Annotated in this window: 17 protein-coding genes; 10 read left to right on the forward strand and 7 right to left on the reverse strand. The window is 71.7% G+C overall.

Annotated elements, in window-relative coordinates; translation table 11 throughout:
* Positions 1-36 precede the first annotated feature (36 nt).
* Together ACQHII_RS44200 and ACQHII_RS44205 are read left to right on the forward strand one after the other, a co-directional pair.
* Complete coding sequence (locus ACQHII_RS44200) at positions 37-1,197, forward strand: ROK family transcriptional regulator (protein ID WP_427924563.1); 1,161 nt, start codon at positions 37-39, stop codon at positions 1,195-1,197.
* A 100-nt stretch (positions 1,198-1,297) separates the two neighbouring features.
* Entirely contained in the window at positions 1,298-1,483 is a 186-nt protein-coding gene (locus tag ACQHII_RS44205; RefSeq protein WP_019067850.1) for a hypothetical protein, read from the forward strand.
* 139 nt (positions 1,484-1,622) lie between these two features.
* Here the strand turns inward: ACQHII_RS44205 and ACQHII_RS44210 are convergent, their stop codons facing one another.
* A complete protein-coding gene (locus ACQHII_RS44210) occupies positions 1,623-2,993 on the reverse strand; it encodes a S1 family peptidase (protein WP_427924564.1) in 1,371 nt (456 codons plus the stop codon).
* A 222-nt stretch (positions 2,994-3,215) separates the two neighbouring features.
* Between ACQHII_RS44210 and ACQHII_RS44215 the strand changes: the two genes are divergently transcribed.
* The 5 genes from ACQHII_RS44215 to ACQHII_RS44235 all read left to right on the forward strand — a co-directional run bounded on the left by ACQHII_RS44215 (position 3,216) and on the right by ACQHII_RS44235 (position 6,127).
* Positions 3,216-4,394, forward strand: a complete 1,179-nt coding sequence (locus tag ACQHII_RS44215) for a MalY/PatB family protein (RefSeq protein WP_427924565.1) — start codon at positions 3,216-3,218, stop codon at positions 4,392-4,394.
* 76 nt (positions 4,395-4,470) lie between these two features.
* Complete coding sequence (locus ACQHII_RS44220; protein WP_427924566.1) at positions 4,471-4,965, forward strand: type 1 glutamine amidotransferase domain-containing protein; 495 nt, start codon at positions 4,471-4,473, stop codon at positions 4,963-4,965.
* Positions 4,944-5,222 carry a hypothetical protein gene (locus ACQHII_RS44225; protein ID WP_427924567.1) on the forward strand — a complete coding sequence of 93 codons (279 nt, stop codon included), beginning with the start codon at positions 4,944-4,946 and terminating at the stop codon, positions 5,220-5,222. Before ACQHII_RS44220 ends, ACQHII_RS44225 begins: the two co-directional genes overlap by 22 nt.
* A 10-nt stretch (positions 5,223-5,232) precedes the next feature.
* Entirely contained in the window at positions 5,233-5,619 is a 387-nt protein-coding gene (locus ACQHII_RS44230) for a PPOX class F420-dependent oxidoreductase (RefSeq protein ID WP_427924568.1), read from the forward strand.
* A 37-nt stretch (positions 5,620-5,656) separates the two neighbouring features.
* Complete coding sequence (locus tag ACQHII_RS44235; protein WP_427924569.1) at positions 5,657-6,127, forward strand: DUF1003 domain-containing protein; 471 nt, start codon at positions 5,657-5,659, stop codon at positions 6,125-6,127.
* A gap of 65 nt (positions 6,128-6,192) precedes the next feature.
* On the opposite strand, the gene ACQHII_RS44240 is transcribed toward ACQHII_RS44235, so the two are convergent.
* The 3 genes from ACQHII_RS44240 to ACQHII_RS44250 form a co-directional block, all read right to left on the reverse strand.
* Entirely contained in the window at positions 6,193-8,979 is a 2,787-nt protein-coding gene (locus ACQHII_RS44240) for an alpha/beta hydrolase family protein (RefSeq protein WP_427924570.1), read from the reverse strand.
* Positions 8,980-9,188: 209 nt separating this feature from the next.
* Positions 9,189-9,602: a Zn-ribbon domain-containing OB-fold protein gene (locus ACQHII_RS44245; RefSeq protein WP_427924571.1), complete on the reverse strand. Its 414-nt coding sequence runs from the start codon at positions 9,600-9,602 to the stop codon at positions 9,189-9,191.
* A 150-nt stretch (positions 9,603-9,752) separates the two neighbouring features.
* The gene (locus ACQHII_RS44250) at positions 9,753-10,427 is read right to left on the reverse strand and encodes a TetR family transcriptional regulator (RefSeq protein WP_427925541.1); all 675 of its coding nucleotides are present in this window, start codon (positions 10,425-10,427) and stop codon (positions 9,753-9,755) included.
* A 208-nt stretch (positions 10,428-10,635) separates the two neighbouring features.
* Between ACQHII_RS44250 and ACQHII_RS44255 the strand changes: the two genes are divergently transcribed.
* From ACQHII_RS44255 to ACQHII_RS44265, 3 genes are all read left to right on the forward strand, one after another.
* Complete coding sequence (locus ACQHII_RS44255; protein ID WP_427924572.1) at positions 10,636-11,727, forward strand: substrate-binding domain-containing protein; 1,092 nt, start codon at positions 10,636-10,638, stop codon at positions 11,725-11,727.
* An 84-nt stretch (positions 11,728-11,811) separates the two neighbouring features.
* Positions 11,812-12,666: a hypothetical protein gene (locus ACQHII_RS44260; protein WP_427924573.1), complete on the forward strand. Its 855-nt coding sequence runs from the start codon at positions 11,812-11,814 to the stop codon at positions 12,664-12,666.
* Positions 12,667-12,747: 81 nt separating this feature from the next.
* Positions 12,748-13,398 carry a peptidoglycan-binding domain-containing protein gene (locus ACQHII_RS44265; RefSeq protein ID WP_427924574.1) on the forward strand — a complete coding sequence of 217 codons (651 nt, stop codon included), beginning with the start codon at positions 12,748-12,750 and terminating at the stop codon, positions 13,396-13,398.
* A gap of 19 nt (positions 13,399-13,417) precedes the next feature.
* On the opposite strand, the gene ACQHII_RS44270 is transcribed toward ACQHII_RS44265, so the two are convergent.
* The 3 genes from ACQHII_RS44270 to ACQHII_RS44280 all read right to left on the reverse strand — a co-directional run bounded on the left by ACQHII_RS44270 (position 13,418) and on the right by ACQHII_RS44280 (position 16,922).
* The gene (locus ACQHII_RS44270; RefSeq protein WP_019064417.1) at positions 13,418-13,792 is read right to left on the reverse strand and encodes a hypothetical protein; all 375 of its coding nucleotides are present in this window, start codon (positions 13,790-13,792) and stop codon (positions 13,418-13,420) included.
* A gap of 414 nt (positions 13,793-14,206) precedes the next feature.
* A complete protein-coding gene (locus ACQHII_RS44275) occupies positions 14,207-15,130 on the reverse strand; it encodes a MurR/RpiR family transcriptional regulator (protein WP_427924575.1) in 924 nt (307 codons plus the stop codon).
* A 67-nt stretch (positions 15,131-15,197) separates the two neighbouring features.
* Complete coding sequence (locus ACQHII_RS44280) at positions 15,198-16,922, reverse strand: ArnT family glycosyltransferase (protein ID WP_427924576.1); 1,725 nt, start codon at positions 16,920-16,922, stop codon at positions 15,198-15,200.
* Positions 16,923-16,996 lie beyond the last annotated feature (74 nt).

Genomic DNA, 16,996 nt, shown 5'->3' on the forward strand with positions numbered 1-16,996 from the left:
GAGCAAAAATATCTTGGGTGTGGGAGTCTGACGCCCATGACCACACGTGCCGCCAGCTGGCAGCCGCTGAGCCCCGGCGAACGCTCCGTGGCGATCGAGGTACTCGTCCACGGCCCGCTGTCGCGCACCGACATCGCGCGCCGCCTCGACCTCTCGGCGGGCAGCCTCACCCGCCTCACCAAGCCGCTGATCGAATCCGGCCTGCTGGTCGAGGTCCCCGACGGCGGCGGCCCGGCCGAAGTCCGCCAGGGCCGCCCCTCGCAACCCCTCGACGTGGTCGCCGAGTCCCGCACCTTCCTCGGGTTCAAGGTCACCGAGGACATGGTCTACGGCGTCGTCACCACCCTCAGGAGCGAGATCGTCGCCCGCCTCGACCGTCCGCTCACCAGCCACGACCCGGCCGAAGTCGCGGACCTGCTCGCCGGGATGACCGGCGAACTCACCGCCCGGTTCCCCACCCTCACGGGCATCGGCATCGGTGTCGGCGGTCTCGTCCGGGGCCGTGCCGTGGTGGGGGAGTCGGCCTTCCTGCACTGGAGCGACGTCCCGCTGGCCCAACTGGTCGAGGAGCGCACCGGGTTGCCGGTCGTCGTGGAGAACGACGTGGCCGCGTTCGTCGAGGCCGAGACCTGGTTCGGTGCCGGGCGCGGCCTCGACCGCTTCGTCGTCCTCACCATCGGCGCGGGCGTCGGCTACGGCCTGGTCCTCGGCGGCAGACGGGTGCCCTACGCCGAGGAGGACCGCGGCTTCGGACGCCACTGGATCCTGGACCCCAACGGCCCGCTCACCCCGACCGGTGAACGCGGCAGCGCCGTCTCGCTGTTGACCATCCCCAGCATCCGCTACCAGGTCCGGGCCGCCACCGGGCGGGACCTCACGTACGAGGAGATCCTCGCCGGTGCCGCGGCCGGTGAGCCCATGTCCGCCCGGGTGATCGGCGAAGCGGCCCGTGCGCTGGGCGTGTTGGTCGCCCAGATCGCCAACTTCGTGCTGCCGCAGAAGATCCTGCTCGCCGGTGAGGGCGTCGGCCTGATGGACGTGGCCGGGCCGGTGGTGGAGGCCGCACTGCGCGCCCACCGGCATCCGCTGGCGGCCCCGCTCGACATGGAGACCAAGGTCTCCGACTTCCACGACTGGGCGCGCGGAGCCGCGGTGTTGGCGATCCAGGTGCTGGTGCTGGGTGTGGCGGAGGTGTGAAATGCGTTACGGGGGTTGACAGATGGACGTGATCAGTAACACGGTCCGATATGTCCGAATGGCTCGTGATTACTCACATCGCCTTCACCTGCGGCGACGTATGCTTCACACCATGTCCACCCGTGTTGAATCAGCCACCGAGCGATCGGCAGCCGAGGTCAACGAGGAGATCAGGGCCCTGTGGCTCCGATCGGGCGGGACACTGAGCGTCGAACAGCGCGAGGAGTACCGGCGGCTGGTGATGGAGTGGGCCACCGCGGCTCCCCAGCCGGCCACGGCGGCCTGAGAGCAGCCGCCCGGCCCGCGCGCACCTGTCGTTCGGATCCCGTCGCCCGGCCTTCCTCGTGACCCTCGGTCCAGCCGGTCGAGCCCCCGTCGACCCGACCCGACAGCCCACGATCACCCGCGGCGCACTCCCCGAGTGATCAGCCCCACATGGCCGAATAGTGCCGCTGGAAGGCCTTGCGGTCCTGCTCCGCGCGGATCCAGCGCGTCGCCACCAGCGCGATCAGACTTCCCGCGATCACCAGCAGCCCCGGGCCCACGTTCTTGGGGTTCGTCAGCCGGGACGCCAGGGTCGTCGTGCCCGCCGTGGTGTTCGTCGCCGGAGCCGACGTCCCGGGCGTGACCGAAGAACCGGTGCCTGCCGCGCTGCCTGCCGCCGAGGCGGACGGCGCGGGCGAGGCGGCCGTCTTCGGCGCCACCAGCAGCTTGACGTTGAGCGCGGCCAGCGCCTTGGTCAGCGGCTGGAAGAACGTCGTACCGCCCGCCTTGCAGTCGCCGCTGCCGCCCGAGGTCACTCCCAGCGCGATGCCGTTGGAGAACAACGGGCCGCCGCTGTCGCCCGGTTCGGCGCACACCGTGGTCTGGATGAGGCCGGTCACCGTGCCCTCGGGATAGTTCACCGTCGCGTCGAGCGCGGTCACCTCGCCGTCGTGCAGCCCGCTGGTGCTGCCGCTGCGGAACACCTTCTCGCCCACGGCCGCGTCGGCCAGGCCGGTGATCGTCACCCCGCTGCCGTTGCCGATCGCGACCACGTCCGCGCCCTCACCGGCCGAACCGCTCGCGTACTGCACCAGGGAGAAGTCGCTGCCGGGGAAGTTGTCGGAGACCGTCTTGCCCAGCTGCTGGTCGCCCTGGTTGTCGGCGAACCAGATCGAGCCGACCGGGCCGCAGTGCCCGGCCGTGAGGATGAAGTCGGTCTGGCCGTTGGTCACGTTGTAGCCCGCCGAGCAACGGCCGCCGGTCGACAGGATCGGCTGCGCCCCGTTGATCCGGGTGGTGAACTTGCCCTGCGTGCGCTGCATCTCCACCGAGGCGCCGATGCTCTTCGCGACCTTCGTCATCGCGGCCCAGCTGGTGGCGGAGACACTGCTGTCGCCCTCCACGATCACCTTGTTGTTCCGGTAGTCCATCGCCCACGCGGTGCCCGCGATCTTGGGCGCCGAACTCAGCGTGGTGGCAGCCGACTTCAGCTGGTTCATGCTGTACGGCACGACCTTCGCCTCGGCGCCCGCCTTCGTCACCTCGGCCGCCGTCGCCTTGTCGGTCACCGCGACGACCGTACGGCCGCCGGAGTCGACCCAACTGCCCGCCGTACGGGCCGAACCGAGCTTCGCCACGAGAGCGGAACCCTTGTCCGCGGGCGTCTGCGGCGCGCTGAGCGTGGCGGCGTCCCTGGCCGGGGTGTCACTCGCCATGGCCGCCTGGGTGACCATGGCACCTCCCAGCAGGAGTCCGCCGACGGCCGTCAACCGTGTCACTCGCCGGACGACCCGTCGTCGTGCGTGCCTCATGCCTGGCTCCCGAACCCCGAACGTGCGGTGCCGAACACCGCGGGGCCCTCCGGTCGTTGAGGTGCCCTTCCTCCATACGTGGCCCGGCACCCTCCTGTTCACCGTCTGGAAGATCGGCTTCAGCCGCCGGCCACAACAGGCGCTCCGAACGGCCGAGTTGGCCCCGGCGGCGCCCGGCGCGGCCCGTCGCCCACGCGTCGCGGTCCCCCTATCTTGGGCCTCATGACCAGCAACCCGCAGGCCGCGGCCGGTGAATCGAATCCCCTGCGCGCGCTCACCCTCGACCGCCTCCGCTGCCGTACCAGCATGAAATGGCGCACCTACCCCGAGGACGTGCTGCCGCTGTGGGTGGCCGAGATGGACGTGCCGCTCGCCGACGCCGTGGTCCGCGCGGTCACGGACGCGCTCGCCCTCGGTGACACGGGCTATCCCGCCGGCACGGCCTACGCGGAGGCGCTCGCCGAGTTCGCCGAGAAGCGCTGGGGCTGGGACGGGCTCGCCGTGGCACGCACCCGGATCGTGCCGGACGTCATGCTGGGCGTCGTCGAGATGCTCCGGCTGGTCACCGGGCCGGGCGATCCGGTGGTGCTGAACCCGCCCGTGTATCCGCCGTTCTTCCAGTTCGTGACCCATATGGACCGGCAGGTCGTGGAAGCCCCGCTGGGTGCGGACCTGCGCCTCGACCTCGGCACCTTGGAGGACGCGTTCCGGCGCGCGGCCGAAGGCGGGCGCCGGGCCGCCTATCTGCTGTGCAGCCCGCACAACCCGACCGGCACGGTGCACACCGCCGCCGAACTGACCGCCGTCGCCGCCCTCGCCGAGGGGTACGGCGTGCGGGTCGTGGCCGACGAGATCCACGCACCGGTCGTCGCGGCGGGCGCCGCCTTCGTGCCCTACCTGAGCGTGCCGGGCGCGGAGCGCGGACTGTCGCTCATGTCCGCGTCGAAGGCATGGAACCTCGCCGGCCTCAAGGCCGCCCTGGCCGTCGCGGGCCCCGCGTCCGCCGACGACCTGGCCCGCATGCCCGAGGAGGTCGGCCACGGCCCGAGTCACGTCGGCGTCATCGCCCACACCGCCGCCCTGCGCGACGGCACCGCCTGGCTCGACGCCCTGCTGACCGGCCTCGACGACAACCGCAGACTGCTGACCGCTCTGCTCGCCGAGTACCTGCCGGCCGTCGCGTACCGGCCTGGCGAGGCCACCTACCTCGCCTGGCTGGACTGCCGTGAACTCGGTCTCGGCGACGACCCGGCGCGGGTCTTCCTCGACCGGGGCAGGGTCGCGCTGAGCCCCGGCGTCGACTTCGGGAGCGGTGGTGCAGGGCACGTACGGCTCAATCTCGCGACGTCTCCGGAGGTGATCACGGAAGCGGTACGGCGGATGGCGGCGGCGCTGGGGTGAGCGGGGCGCCGTGCTGGGGTGGGCAGGGTTGCTGGGCTGTCATGAACACCTGGCGGTCGGCTGCCATGATGAGCCCATGCGCGTGCTGATGCCGGTCCCCGACCGCGACTTCGACGTCACCGAGGTCGCCGTGCCCTGGCGGCTGCTCACCGACGCCGGGCACGAGGTCGTGCTCGCCACCGAGGTGGCCGGGACCCGGCCCGCCGCGGATCCCCGACTGCTGACCGGCGTTCTCTTCGGGCAGCTCGGCGCCGAGGACGAACCCAAGCGGTTCTACCAACAGCTCACCGAGGCACCGGAGTTCGGCGCAACGGTCGCCTGGGCGGACGTGGACGTGACCGGGTTCGACGGCCTGCTGCTGCCGGGCGGCCACGCACCCGGCATGCGCCAGTACCTGGGCTCGGCCGAACTGCGGGCGAAAGTGGGGGAGTTCTGGTCCCTCGGCCGCCCGGTCGGCGCGATCTGCCACGGCGTCCTCGTGCTCGCCCGCACCCAGGACCCGGCCACCGGCCGCAGCGTCCTCGCCGTACGACCTGCCTGCCCAAGTACATGGAACGCACCGCCTACTTGACCACCGCCTGGCGCCTCGCCCGCTACTACCGGACCTACCCGGCCTACGTGGAGGACGAGGTGCGGGCCGCACTCGACGACCCGGGCACGCAGTTCGAACGAGGGCCCAGGGAGCTCACCCGGCGCGGCACCGCGAGCGACGACAGCCACGCGTTCGTCGTGGAGGACGGCGGCTATCTGTCGGCGCGCTGGCCCGGAGACGCCTACCTTTTCGCCCGCCGGTATCTCGATCTCCTGCGGGCACCCTCGGGTGCTTAGACTGCCGACCATGGACGAGACCCCGCTGGACCGGCTCGGCGCAGGCCAGTACCTGCTGATCACCAGTTACCGCAAGAACGGCTCCCCGGTCCCCACCCCGGTGTGGGTGGTGCGCGACGGCGACACCCTCGGGGTGTGGACGGTCGCCGACTCCTGGAAGGTCAAGCGCATCCGGGCCCGCGGCGATGTCCTCGTGGGCCCCTGCGACCTGCGCGGCAACCCGACCGGCGACCAGGTCCCCGCCACCGCCGAACTCACCGACGCCGAGACCGCCGCCCACTACCGCGCCCTCATCAAGCGCAAGTACGGCCTCACCGGCCGTCTCACGCTCCTGGGCAGCCGGCTGCGCCGCGGCCTCGACGGCACCATCGGCATCCGCGTCACCCTCAAGGCCTGAGGGCGGACCCCGTGCACACCGAACCCAGGGAGCGCCCGTGGACCCCGCGCTGAACCCGGCCGACCTGCGGCTGCGGCAGGAGCGGATCGTCTTCGCCCGGATGCGCAGCACCCAGGACCGGGTCGCCGACGCCATCACCGCCTTCGCAGGCACCATGCTCTTCGTCTATCTGCACGCCCTGTGGTTCGCCGTCTGGATCGCCCTCAACGAAGGGCTCCTCGGGCACGCCGGGATCTTCGACCCGTACCCGTACGGACTGCTCACGATGATCGTCAGCCTGGAGGCCATCTTCCTGTCGACCTTCGTCATGGTGAGCCAGAACCGGCAGGCGGCGCGCGAGAACGTCCGCGCCGACCTCGACTTCGAGACCAACCTCCGCTCCGAGGTGTGGTCGGCCCACATCGGAGCCGCCCTGGGCCTTGACCCGCGCGAGATCGAACAGCGTGTCCAGGAACTCCTCACCGAGAACCGCGCCAAGATGAACGGCGGGACCAAACCGGCGAGTTGACCGACCGCACGGCGAAGGGGCCGCAGCTTGCGGGCTGCGGCCCCTTCATTTCGTACGGCGGTCGGCTACGACGCGTCGAGCACCGTGCCGGTCAGCACCGGGCCGTTGGGTACCGGGTCGCCGTTGTCGTCCATGGCCCGGAAGAGCACGGACTCGGGCTGCTCGGTCACCTGGTCGGTGATGGTGGGCAGGCTGATCTCCGCGCTCGACTGGCCCGCCGGAACGGTCGTCCAGAGGGCCAGGTTCGGCACCTGGGACAGGGGCCGCTCCGGCGCGGGCTCCTCCCCGGAGTTCTCGCGGAGCCACTGCGCGTCGACGTCGAGGGTGGACAACTCCGGCCCGGTGGTGACCGGTTGGACGGCGAAGGCGGCGTAGATGTCCACGTCGGCCGGCGTGGACAGCGTCACCTTCCACTTGAGGGGTTGTCCCTCGGTGACCCGGTCGGCGACCGGGGCGACGGTGATCGTGGGCATCGGGTCGTCGTTCTCGGCGGTCACCCCACCGCGGTGGGCGCCGATCACCGCGCCGTGCACCGCCTTCACGAAGATGTCGTGCTGACTGCCGTAGTCGAAGCGGATGTTGCCCTCGACCCTCACCGGCACGTCGATGTCGTGGCCGCCGGGCCGTACGGTCACCAGCCGTGATGTGGCCTGGCCGGTGGCGGGGTCGGCGACGTAGAGGCGCACCTGGCCGTTGCCCCGGCCCGAGACCTGGACGGGGACGTGGTACGTCTTGACGCCCGAGTCGCCTTCCTTGACGGTGAGCCGGCCGATGTCGACGCGGGGGAGCGTGGCCGCGGTGACCGCAGGAGTGCCGGGGCGCCAGCCCCAGGCGTCCATCAGCCAGGCCTGGCCCGAGCGTGAACGCGGGGTCAGGGCAAGGGACTTGATGTGGCGCAGATCGAGCCCGGCACCGGAGGCGGCGGTCAGCGGTACGCGGACCTCGCGTGCCCAGTAGGAGGCGGTGCGCTCGGTGCCGGGCAGGCCGTCGACGCGCACCCGGCCGAGGGTCGCGCGGTGGCCGGAGGTGTCGGTCAGGGACACGTCGAGCTGGGTGCCGGTGGTGTTCGGCGGCACGATCACCCGCAGGGCGAGGCTCTTGGCGCCGCCGAGGGAGACCGGCTTGTCGGGACGTACCGTCACCGCCGAACCGGCCGCGGACCACTTCAGCGCGAGCGCGCGGCGGCCCGCCTCCTTCGAGGTCTCCCAGGACGCGAAGTGCGGAGAACTGCCCTTGGTGTCGGGGCCAAGGCAGGCGACCGCCGGGTCGGGATCCACCGCGGAGCACAACTTGCCGCCGGAGACGGTGACTTGACCGTCCGGCAGGAAGCCGGCGCCGCGGTTGGCGCCCACCGCGTGGGTGAGGACCCGCGCGGGGTCCGCCGAGGGCGCCCGGCGGCCGGAGCCGTCGAGCAGCTCGCGCGCCCGGTCGTCACCGGCGACGAACAGCCGGGCCGCGGTGGCGATGTAGGTGGAGCCCGCCTTGTGCTGCTGGTCGGCGGTCAGCCGGGTCGCGGTGCCCGGCGAGCACACCGCGTCCCGCTGGTCGGGGTCGTTGTAGAAGTCGTCCTCGGCGGGCGCCTGCGCCTGGCCGGGCGTCCACTCGGTGTTGAAGAAGTTGTGGTCGGCGCCCTCGACGTAGACCGCGCTGTGCAGTGCGGTGCCCCGGCTGACTCCACGGGTCCCGTCGACGTACACCTCGCCCTGGAGATCGGAGACGTCACCGTCGCAGCCGGGCAGGATCGTCACCGACGGCACGTCGGCCACCGGGTTCTGGCCGAAGATCGTCGGGCCGATGAGGACGGTGCCGCGGATCTTCCAGCGCACCGGGCCGTGATACCCGTCCTGCGCGGCAGGCGGCGGATAGAGGCTGTCCATCGCCGCCCGGTTGACGCCCTCGCCCCCACGCGAGTGACCGATCAGCAGCACGCGGGAGAGGTCGGCCGACGGCGCGTCGCGCACGACCGCCGGAGCGGTCCCCGGGTGGGCGGACCAGTCGGCCCAGTGGCCCAGGTGGAGCCGGACCAGCGACGAACGGGCCTGCGCGCCGGCGTCCTCGGCATCGGCGTCCTGGGCGTTGATGCCGTTCGCGGAGATCGACACCGTCACATAGCCCTGGGAGGCGAGGAGTCGCTGGTCGCGCAGATAACCCCGGTAGCTCGGCACGGACTTGGTGCCGGTCGGGCAGGGCCAGTCGCCGGTGATGTCCTCGGTGCCCGGCTTGTAGCAGGTGTAGTGCCGGCCGTGCAGGAACAGCGCGAGCGGCCGCTTGCCGGTGGCGCCCTTCGGCGCGACCACGACGGCCTTCATCTCGATCGGCGTGGCGTACCCGGGCAGCCGGACCGAGTCGAGCGTGTACTCGCCGGTCGTCGTACGGTACGTACCCGGCCTGCCGGGATCGACGGCGGCGGCCGGGAGTTGAGCGGCGGGCCGGGCGACTGCCCCCGAACGGCCCGTGTCGGAACCGCTGGTGTCACCGGCGGCGTCCAACCGTCGTCCACCGGCCACTACTTGAAGGTCCGTCAGTTTTCCGGGCGAGGCGGCGTCGAGGCCGAGCCGAAAGGTCCGTCCGTCCTTCGCCGGTCTCGGTACGCCGAGGAGCCGGCCACCGGCGTGGAACTCGACCCGGGCGTCCCCCATGGGCACCTGCCTGCCCGAGCGCCACACCAACTGCTGCGCGGATCCCTTCCCGGTGATCCGCCAACCCGGTGGCAGAGTGCCGTCGTCGGCCGTCGCCGTGGTCGTGAACGGTCCGGTGTCCGAGGGTGGTACCGCCTGTGCGGACCCGGACACCCCTCCCGCCACCGCGAGCACCGCCGCGGCCGTGACCCATATTCGCCGGGCACGGAACAATGTGTTCTCCTCCTCGAACCCCAGACGCGGGCGTCCCGTCGGTCCCGGGAGCCCCTCGCGCCCCGGAGGACGGGAAGGGGAGCCTGTGGGTTGCCTGTGGAGGAGGATTCGGCCGATCTTCGGCGGCCGGGCCCGAACTCGGCCGTGCGGCACGGCCGTTCAGGAACCCGTTGCCGACCGTTGCCGACCGTTGCCGGCCGGGGCGGCGGTCAGTGCCAGGCGCGGTACGGCTCGTCGAGGAGCTGGAAGACCGGTTCGCCCCGCACCGGGTCCTTGGCCGTGGACAGCCGCACGCGGTCGCCGCTGTGGATGCCCATGGGGTGGCCGATGACCCGGCCGCGCACCACGAAGCCCTCGGCCATCTCGATCAGCGACACATTGCGGGCGGCGGGGGTGTTGCGGTGCACGACCGTCGAGTGGCGCACCGTGCCGGTGCCCTCGCTGCGCTCCGTGCGCAGGTCGCCGCCCTGGCAGACCGGGCACAGGAGCCGGTGGTACATCGAGGTGCCGCACCAGGTGCAGCGCTGGAAGAGGATGGTGTCCCCGTCCGGGCCGTGCGGTTCGAGTACGCCCGCCGGGGAGCCGGCTGCCGGACGGGTCGCGAATCCTGAGTGGTGGTACACGCTGTCAACTCCCTGCGCTCGGCCGGAATCCCGCGTGCGCGGCCGAGCCGGGCACGCGTGTGCGCGGTTCACCGTGCCACCGTGCACGACCACAGCGTATGGCACTCAGTGCCAGGCGTAAAGATACTGCGTACCCTCGTATTTTCCGGTTCAGTCGCGGCCGAGCGCGGACTCGATCTCCTGCACCACGCGCCACAGCGGCGCGTCACGCCGGGAGACGACCACCACGACGTCCTCGGGCTGCTGTTGCACCAGGGCGACGGGTGCCGGCGGATTCCCGAAGGCGGACTGCACATACCCGAGGGCGTGGTCCACCTCGGTGGCCGCGTCGCGCTGCCCGGCCGAACGCAGCCAGGCACGCAGCGCGTTGTTGTGCGCCGCGACCACGGCGGCGGCGATCACATCGGCCTGGAGGGTGCCGTCGGGCCGCCCGGCGAAGCGCCCGCGCAGATAGTCGGCGAGGGCGCGCTCGTAGCGCCACACCACCGACAGTTCGTACGCGCGCAGTCCCGGCACCTTCTTGGTGAGGCGGTAGCGCTGGACCGAGAACGTCGGGTTCTCGTTGTACATCCGCAGCACGAGCCGGGCCGCGTCGCAGACCCGTTGGACGGGTTCGTGCTCGTCGCCGCCGGAGGCGAGGAACGCCGTCATGTCGGCGAGGCAGCGCTCGTGGTCGGGGAAGACCACGTCCTCCTTCGACGGGAAGTAGCGGAAGAAGGACCGCCGTCCGACCCCGGCCAGTGCCACGATGTCGTCGATGGTGGTCTGTTCGTAGCCCCGCTCCAGGAACAGCTGGAAGGCGGCCGCGACCAGGGCGTCCCGCATGGGCGGCTTGGAGCTCATGGACGGGAACGTAGCACCAGGCCGACACGGATGGCACTCAGTGCGCCACCGAAAGGGAACTGAGTCCCCTGAGACGGGTCACTGAGGCTCACGACGGAGTGCGCCGACCGATGCGGTCGAGACGATCGAGACGGTCGATACGGTCCGAGGCATAGAGTGACGGCGACCGGCAGTGCCATCAGGGGGACCCATGCGACTTCACGTCGACCAGCGCCATGAGCGGGTGCTCGAACTCGTCAAGGAGCGCGGCAGCCTGCGGGTCGCCGAACTCGCCGCGGAACTCGGCGTCTCCGCCGTCACCCTGCGGCGCGACGTGGAGACGCTGGCCGGCCAGGGCCGGGTGCGGCGACTGCACGGCGCGGTGGTGTGGCCGGGGGAGAGCGTCGTGGAGCCGCCGGTGCGACGGGAGCCGGCCGAGGGCCCGGTGATCGGAATGATCGTGCCGACCACCGCCTCGATCTTCGCCGACATCGTGCGCGGCGCCCGCGAGTCCGTCCGGGCCCAGGGCGGCCGGCTGGTGCTCGGGGTCTCCGGATACGTCGACACGGAGGACGCCGTACAGGCCGGGCATCTGCTCGCGGGCGGCGCGCAGGGACTGCTCGTCACGCCCAGCTGGTCCGGCGGTGTACCCGTCGACGGCCAGGAGCGGTGGCTCGTGGACCGGGGCGTGCCCACCGTCCTGGTCGAACGCTCCGCCCCGCCCGGCAACCCGGCCGCCGCCCTCGACCGGGTGCGCACCGACCGGGCCCACGGCGCCGCGGTCGCCGTCGGCCACTTCGCGGCCCTCGGACACCGCAGGATCACCGCGGTACTCCAGGAGGGCCCGCACGCCGCCCGGATCATCGAGGGCTACGGGTCGGCCGTACGCTTCCTCGGCCTCGAAACCGCCCCGGGCGCCCCCTCGGTCCGTGAACACGGCGACTACGAGGCGAGCGTGGACTTCCTGGCCGACGCCGTGCGCCGACGCGGGGTCACCGCCGCCCTCGTGCACAGCGACGAGGACGCGATCGTGCTCGTGCCCCGGCTCCAGGCCCTCGGCATCCGCGTCCCCGACGACCTGGCGCTCGTCGCCTACGACGACGAGGTCGCCCCGCTCGCCGACGTCCCGCTCACCGCCGTCGCCCCGCCGAAGCGGTCGGTGGGGGAGCTGGCCGCGAAGCTGCTGCTGTCCCGGCTCGCCGAGCGCGGGAAGGGAGCACGGCCCGCCCCGCGTCAACACGTGGAACTCCTCCCGGAGTTGAGGATCCGGGCCTCCTGCGGAGGCGGACCGCCCACCCGGTGAATCCGGCACGACCGTTTTGATCATTACGCGCGAACGCTCTCCCCGCCCTCGGCCGACTCGACACCTCACCCAAGGAGAACCGGCATGCCCTCCCCGTCCCCGGCCCGCCCCCGCGTCCTGTACGTCACCGACCTGGCGTACCAGGCCCGCGGGCGCCGCTACTGCGACGAGGACATCGGCCTCACCTCCCGGTTGCGCGAGGACTTCGACCTGGCGTTGTGTCATCCGCTGGACGCGGTCGGGCTGATGGACGCGTTCGGGCTGATGGACGCGTTCGACGCGGTCGTGGTCCGCAACAGCGGTCCGGTCCTCGGGTACCAGACGGAGTACGACGCGTTCCGCGAGCGCGCGACCGAGGCCGGAACCCGGGTCTACAACCAGCTGTCGGGCCGGGCGGACATGGCCGGCAAGCAGTACCTCCTCGACCTCGGTGCCGCCGGCTTCCCGGTCATCCCGACCGTCGACCGGATCGAGGACCTGGACCGGCTCCCGCGCACCGACCGGTATGTGGTCAAACCCAAGCTCGGCGCCGACTCGATCGGTCTTCAGATCGTCCCGGCCGACCGCCTCCCGGCCCTCGCCGACGGCAGCGTCCTGGTCCAGCCGTGCGTCGACTTCTCGTACGAGGTGTCCTTCTACTTCGTCGACCACGACTTCCAGTACGCCCTGTACGCCCCGGACACCGGGCGGCGCTGGCGGCTCGAAACCTATGAACCCACCGCCGCCGACCTGGAGTTCGCGCAGCGGTTCGTCGACTGGAACACCATCGACCACGGCATCCAGCGGGTCGACGCCTGCCGTGCCCCCGACGGCGGACTGCTGCTGGTCGAGCTGGAGGACCTGAACCCCTACCTCTCCCTGGAGGCACTCGACGAGACGCGCCGGGACGCGTTCGTCGCGGCGCTGAAGGCGTCGTTGCACCGGTTCGTCGGAGCGTGAGCTGAACTCCTGAGGCCGTGGGCGCGTATCTCTCCAGGGGAATGGCGGAGATCCGTGCGCGCGGAACGGAAGGAGAGCAGTGTGTCTACACCGCCCGAACCGGGAGCCTCGTCCGGCGGCCCGGTACTGGAACCCGCACGTGTGCTGCGCCGCCGCCGCTCGGACAACCTCGCGGAGCTGATGCGGGACACCCGCCGGGACTCCTCCGTCTTCGAGTCGGTCCCGCTGCCCCGCCCGTTCTCCGGCTCCGACGACGAGACACAGGAACTGCCGCCGGTACGCGGTGACTTGCGCCCGGCACCGGGCGACAGCCCCTTCGGCCCGGGACTCCGCCGGGCCGCCATCACCATCGGTGTCAGCGCCGCCGCCCTGGTCGGCTTCGCCTGTGCCCTGCTGCTGCCCGGCAGAGGCGAGGCCAGCACCGTGCAGCCGGTCACCACACCCACCCCGGTGACCTCCGCGACCATCACGGGCACCGCCGACCCCGACGGCGCCGGCACCCTCCGCGAGGGAGACAGCGGCCCCGAGGTGACGGAGCTCGAACAGCGGTTGCTGCGCATCCCCAACGTCTACGAGAACGGCTCCACCAGCGGCCAGTTCGACGCGACCCTCAAGGAGGCGGTCGCCCGCTTCCAGCTCTGGTACGGCATCCGCGGTGACGAGAACGGCGTCTACGGCGACGACACCCGCAAGGACCTGGAGTCCCGCACGACGCTCGACGCGGGCCAGTAGAGCCCGCGCCCGGAGCCGGTCAGCGTCCCGTGCTGTGCCCGACCAGTGCCTCGGTCACCGCGCGGACGCTGCGCGCGATGTGCTGCAACTGGAGGACTTCGGCGGCGTACAGCTTGATCGTGTGCTCGATGACGGACTCCGGCAGGCCGATGCCGGGCAGGTCGGCGCGTGCGGTCTGGAGAGCGGTGCGGGCCACGCGGATCTCGTGCTGGACCTGGATCTGGGCGTGGCGGGCGAGCAGCACGGGGTGGCGGATGAACGCGGGGTAGCTGGCGTAGCGGGCCGGCACCAGCTCGCGCAGCCACTTGGCGGCCGAGCGCTCCCAGTCGTAGCTGCCGGGCGTCTTGACCTGACAGGGCCAGTCCTGGCTGATGCGGGTGGTGGTGAGTTGCATGTCATCGCTTCCCGGTGTGCGGCGTCGCGGGGGATGGTTCGACGGTGTTGGGCGGCCCCGGTCTAGGGGATGACCGGGGCCGCCCTGGGCGCTCGCGCAGGCGATGCCCGACCGAACACCCCTGGCGCCGACGCGGGTAGGAGACGGCGGCTGGGGGTGTCCGTGCAGGAGCCCCGGAGGACGGGTGTCGCCGGCGCGGCAGGTGGAGCGGCGTGCGCATGGGCGGACCGGTGCTTTCTCGGGGCGGGTGCGAGCGCTGGGCTCACGGGTGCGGAACGGGTCCGGAGTGGGCCGGAAGCGATCCGTGAGCAGTATTTATATATGCCGTCCGCTTTGCAAGACGTATGAAAACATTCATGCGTGAAATGATTGGAAGTGTCCCATTTTGATGTGATCAAAGGGGGGAGGGGTGGGTCAGTCCCGCATGAAGAACTGGTGCTGCTCGGCGATCTGCTCGTAGTCCTCCAGGCGGGCCTGGGTGCGCTCGGGATCGGCGTCCGTCATGGCCTGGAGCAGCGCGGATGCCATCACGCCGGGGGCCGCGTACGAGTCGAACACCAGGCGGGAGCCGGTGCCGGTGGCGAAGGTGACGTCGGCCTCGTCGGCCAGCGCGCCGAGCGCCAGATCGGTGACGAGGGCCACCTTGAGGCCGGCGCTGCGGGCCACCCGGATCGCGGTCAGCGTCTCGTGCGCGTGCCGCGGCATGTCGAAGGCCAGCAGCCAGGTGCCGCCCGCCTCGCGGGACTGCAGGATCGCGTCGTAGGCGACGCTGCCGCCCCTGGTCACCAGCCGTACGTCGGGGTGGATACGGCGGGCGGCGTACGCGAAGTACTCGGCCAGCGAGACGGAGATGCGCAGGCCGAGGACGGTCAGCGGGGTGGACGCCGACAGTTCGCGGCCGACCTCGATCAGCCGGTCCGGGTCGGCGAAGTCCCGGCGCAGGTTCTCCAGGTTCTCGATCTCGGCGTCGACCGCGGACTGGAGTTCGTTGCTGCGGTTGACCTCGGCCGCCGCCGGGCCGCCCGCGAGGGTGCTCAGGGCGATCGCCTGGAGCCGCTCCCGTAGCGCCGGGTAACCGCTGAAGCCGACCGCCGCGGCGAACCGCGTCACCGAGGGCTGGCTGACGCCGACGCGTTCCGCGAGATCGGTGATGGAGAGGAACGCGGCCTCGGTGATGTGCTCGATCAGGTACTGGGCGATGCGCCGCTGACCCGGCGACAGCCGTGGCCCGTCGAAGAGTTCGCGGAGTTGGGAAGTCGGCGCCGCCCCGACTTCCGGGTCGGTCTTTCCCGAGGTGATCGCGGATGCCTGGGCTCGTGCCTGCTGCGGCGATGGCACGGATCCGCCTCCTTTGTCTCCCACGGTCACTCAACATAGCTCACAGAGCGTTGTGACCAGAGGGCGATCAGCGTCGGTAAATGGTGATCGAATGACCGACTTGATCGATCGGGCGACTGCTGTCGATCAACTCGGCCAGTTTCCCCTGCGCCTTGTCGATCGAGGTGTCCGAAACGACCAGCAGACCGTGCACCTCGCGCACCCCTACCTTGCGCGGATCGGACGACTCGATGCCGTAGTACGACGGCACCCCGCTGCCCTTGTAGACCAGCCAGATCCGCTCGCCCGCGTACCGCTCACGGAGCCGGTCGGCGAGCCGGCCGAGGTCCTGGCCCCAGTCCACATTGGAGTCGTGCAGCCGCAGATAGGTCTTCGACGGACCGCCGAACGCCTCGTTGGAGTACGGCAGATAGTAGGGGAACGTCCGCAGCGAACTGACCGCGACGAACGCCACCAGCACCCCCGTGGACATTGCGGCCCACCGCCACCGCAGCACCGGCACACAGGCCGCCGCGACCGCCAGGAACATCGGCACGAAGATCGCGTACCGCGTACCGAAGTCCCGCGAGCCGTCCATCGCCGCGGCCAGCAGTACGCCCGTGGGCACGAGCAGATAGGGCGCCACCGGCCGCAGCCGCCGTACCGCCACGACCGCGACGGCGCCCGCCGCCCACAGGGCGAGCATGCCGAGCGGGGTCTTCACCAGGAGCGCGGCGGGCAGGTAGTACCAGTGGGACCCGGTGTAGAGGTGCCCGAACAGGAAGCCCTGCCACGGGTAGTCCTCCAGACCGAACTGGATGCGCATCCCGTCGAGGAACGCCCGCGGGAACGGCAGCAGCTCGACCACCCGCCCGCGCAGCCCGTGCACGGCGGGCACCGGTTCCGTGGACGCGAACCGCAGCTGCGGGTCCACCACCAGATACGACGCCCACACGACGGCGACCGCCGCCAGCGCGACGACCACCGCGCCCGCGGCGCCGAGGAGCAGCGTCCGCCGCCGCGCGTCGCGGTCGGCCGGGCGGCGGGCGGACCACACCGACGCCACGGCCAGCAGCATCAGCACGGGCACGGCGGGCAGGGCGCTCATCTTCGTCGCCACGGCCGCACCGAGCGCGGCGCCCGCGAGCGGCACGTAGAGCCGGGGCCGCCGCCGGGCCCGCCACAGCAGCCACACCGACGTCAGCACGAAGCCCGCCTCCGGCACGTCCAGGGTGGCCAGCGAGCCGTGGGCGATCACGTCGGGGGAGAACGCGTAGAGGGCGAGTGCCGCCAACCCCCGTGCCGCGCCCACGAGTTCACGGGCGAAGGCGAAGACGACCAGCCCGAACAGCAGCGTCAGCACGATCACCGGCAGCCGGGCCCAGAACATCAGCCGCCAGGGGTCGTTGCCCGACTCGTACAGCAGATGGCGGCCCAACTCGCCTTGATCGCCCTTGTACTTGGCGTCGAAGTGCGGGTCGGCGAGGGCGATCCCGGCGGCGATCACCAGTTTCCCGAGGGGCGGGTGCTCGGGGTTGTAGTCGAGGCTGTGCTCGCGCAGATAGACGGTGGCGGTGGCCACGTACACCGGCTCGTCGATGGTCGGTGTCTGCTGGACGGCGGTCGTGACCATCACGGCGGCCATCTGTGCCAGGAGCAGTGCCACCAGGAGCGGCAGCAGCCACCGCCGGTGGCGCCGCAGCCCGGCGCGGAGGCGGACCGGTCGGCTCTCCGCCGCGCGCGGCGGGGGAGGCGCGCCGCCGTCGTCGAGCGTGCCGGGGTCGAGGACCGAGTGTTGTTCGCGCGCCATCATCCGCCCTGCGGTGAGGCCGGCCGCTCGGCGGCGGGAGCGATGCGGAGCCGGGTCATGGCCCTACTGTCGCATCG

Source organism: Streptomyces sp. cg40 (assembly GCF_050320165.1).
Classification (GTDB): Bacteria; Actinomycetota; Actinomycetes; order Streptomycetales; family Streptomycetaceae; genus Streptomyces; species Streptomyces hokutonensis.

Coding starts and splice junctions, on each gene's coding strand:
- ACQHII_RS44205 (WP_019067850.1), top strand. CDS start 1,298: ATGCTTCACACCATGTCCACCCGTGTTGAATCAGCCACCGAGCGATCG.
- ACQHII_RS44215 (WP_427924565.1), top strand. CDS start 3,216: ATGACCAGCAACCCGCAGGCCGCGGCCGGTGAATCGAATCCCCTGCGC.
- ACQHII_RS44255 (WP_427924572.1), top strand. CDS start 10,636: ATGCGACTTCACGTCGACCAGCGCCATGAGCGGGTGCTCGAACTCGTC.
- ACQHII_RS44220 (WP_427924566.1), top strand. CDS start 4,471: ATGCGCGTGCTGATGCCGGTCCCCGACCGCGACTTCGACGTCACCGAG.
- ACQHII_RS44270 (WP_019064417.1), bottom strand. CDS start 13,792: ATGCAACTCACCACCACCCGCATCAGCCAGGACTGGCCCTGTCAGGTC.
- ACQHII_RS44250 (WP_427925541.1), bottom strand. CDS start 10,427: ATGCGGGACGCCCTGGTCGCGGCCGCCTTCCAGCTGTTCCTGGAGCGG.
- ACQHII_RS44260 (WP_427924573.1), top strand. CDS start 11,812: ATGCCCTCCCCGTCCCCGGCCCGCCCCCGCGTCCTGTACGTCACCGAC.
- ACQHII_RS44230 (WP_427924568.1), top strand. CDS start 5,233: ATGGACGAGACCCCGCTGGACCGGCTCGGCGCAGGCCAGTACCTGCTG.
- ACQHII_RS44280 (WP_427924576.1), bottom strand. CDS start 16,922: ATGATGGCGCGCGAACAACACTCGGTCCTCGACCCCGGCACGCTCGAC.
- ACQHII_RS44225 (WP_427924567.1), top strand. CDS start 4,944: ATGGAACGCACCGCCTACTTGACCACCGCCTGGCGCCTCGCCCGCTAC.
- ACQHII_RS44200 (WP_427924563.1), top strand. CDS start 37: ATGACCACACGTGCCGCCAGCTGGCAGCCGCTGAGCCCCGGCGAACGC.
- ACQHII_RS44210 (WP_427924564.1), bottom strand. CDS start 2,993: ATGAGGCACGCACGACGACGGGTCGTCCGGCGAGTGACACGGTTGACG.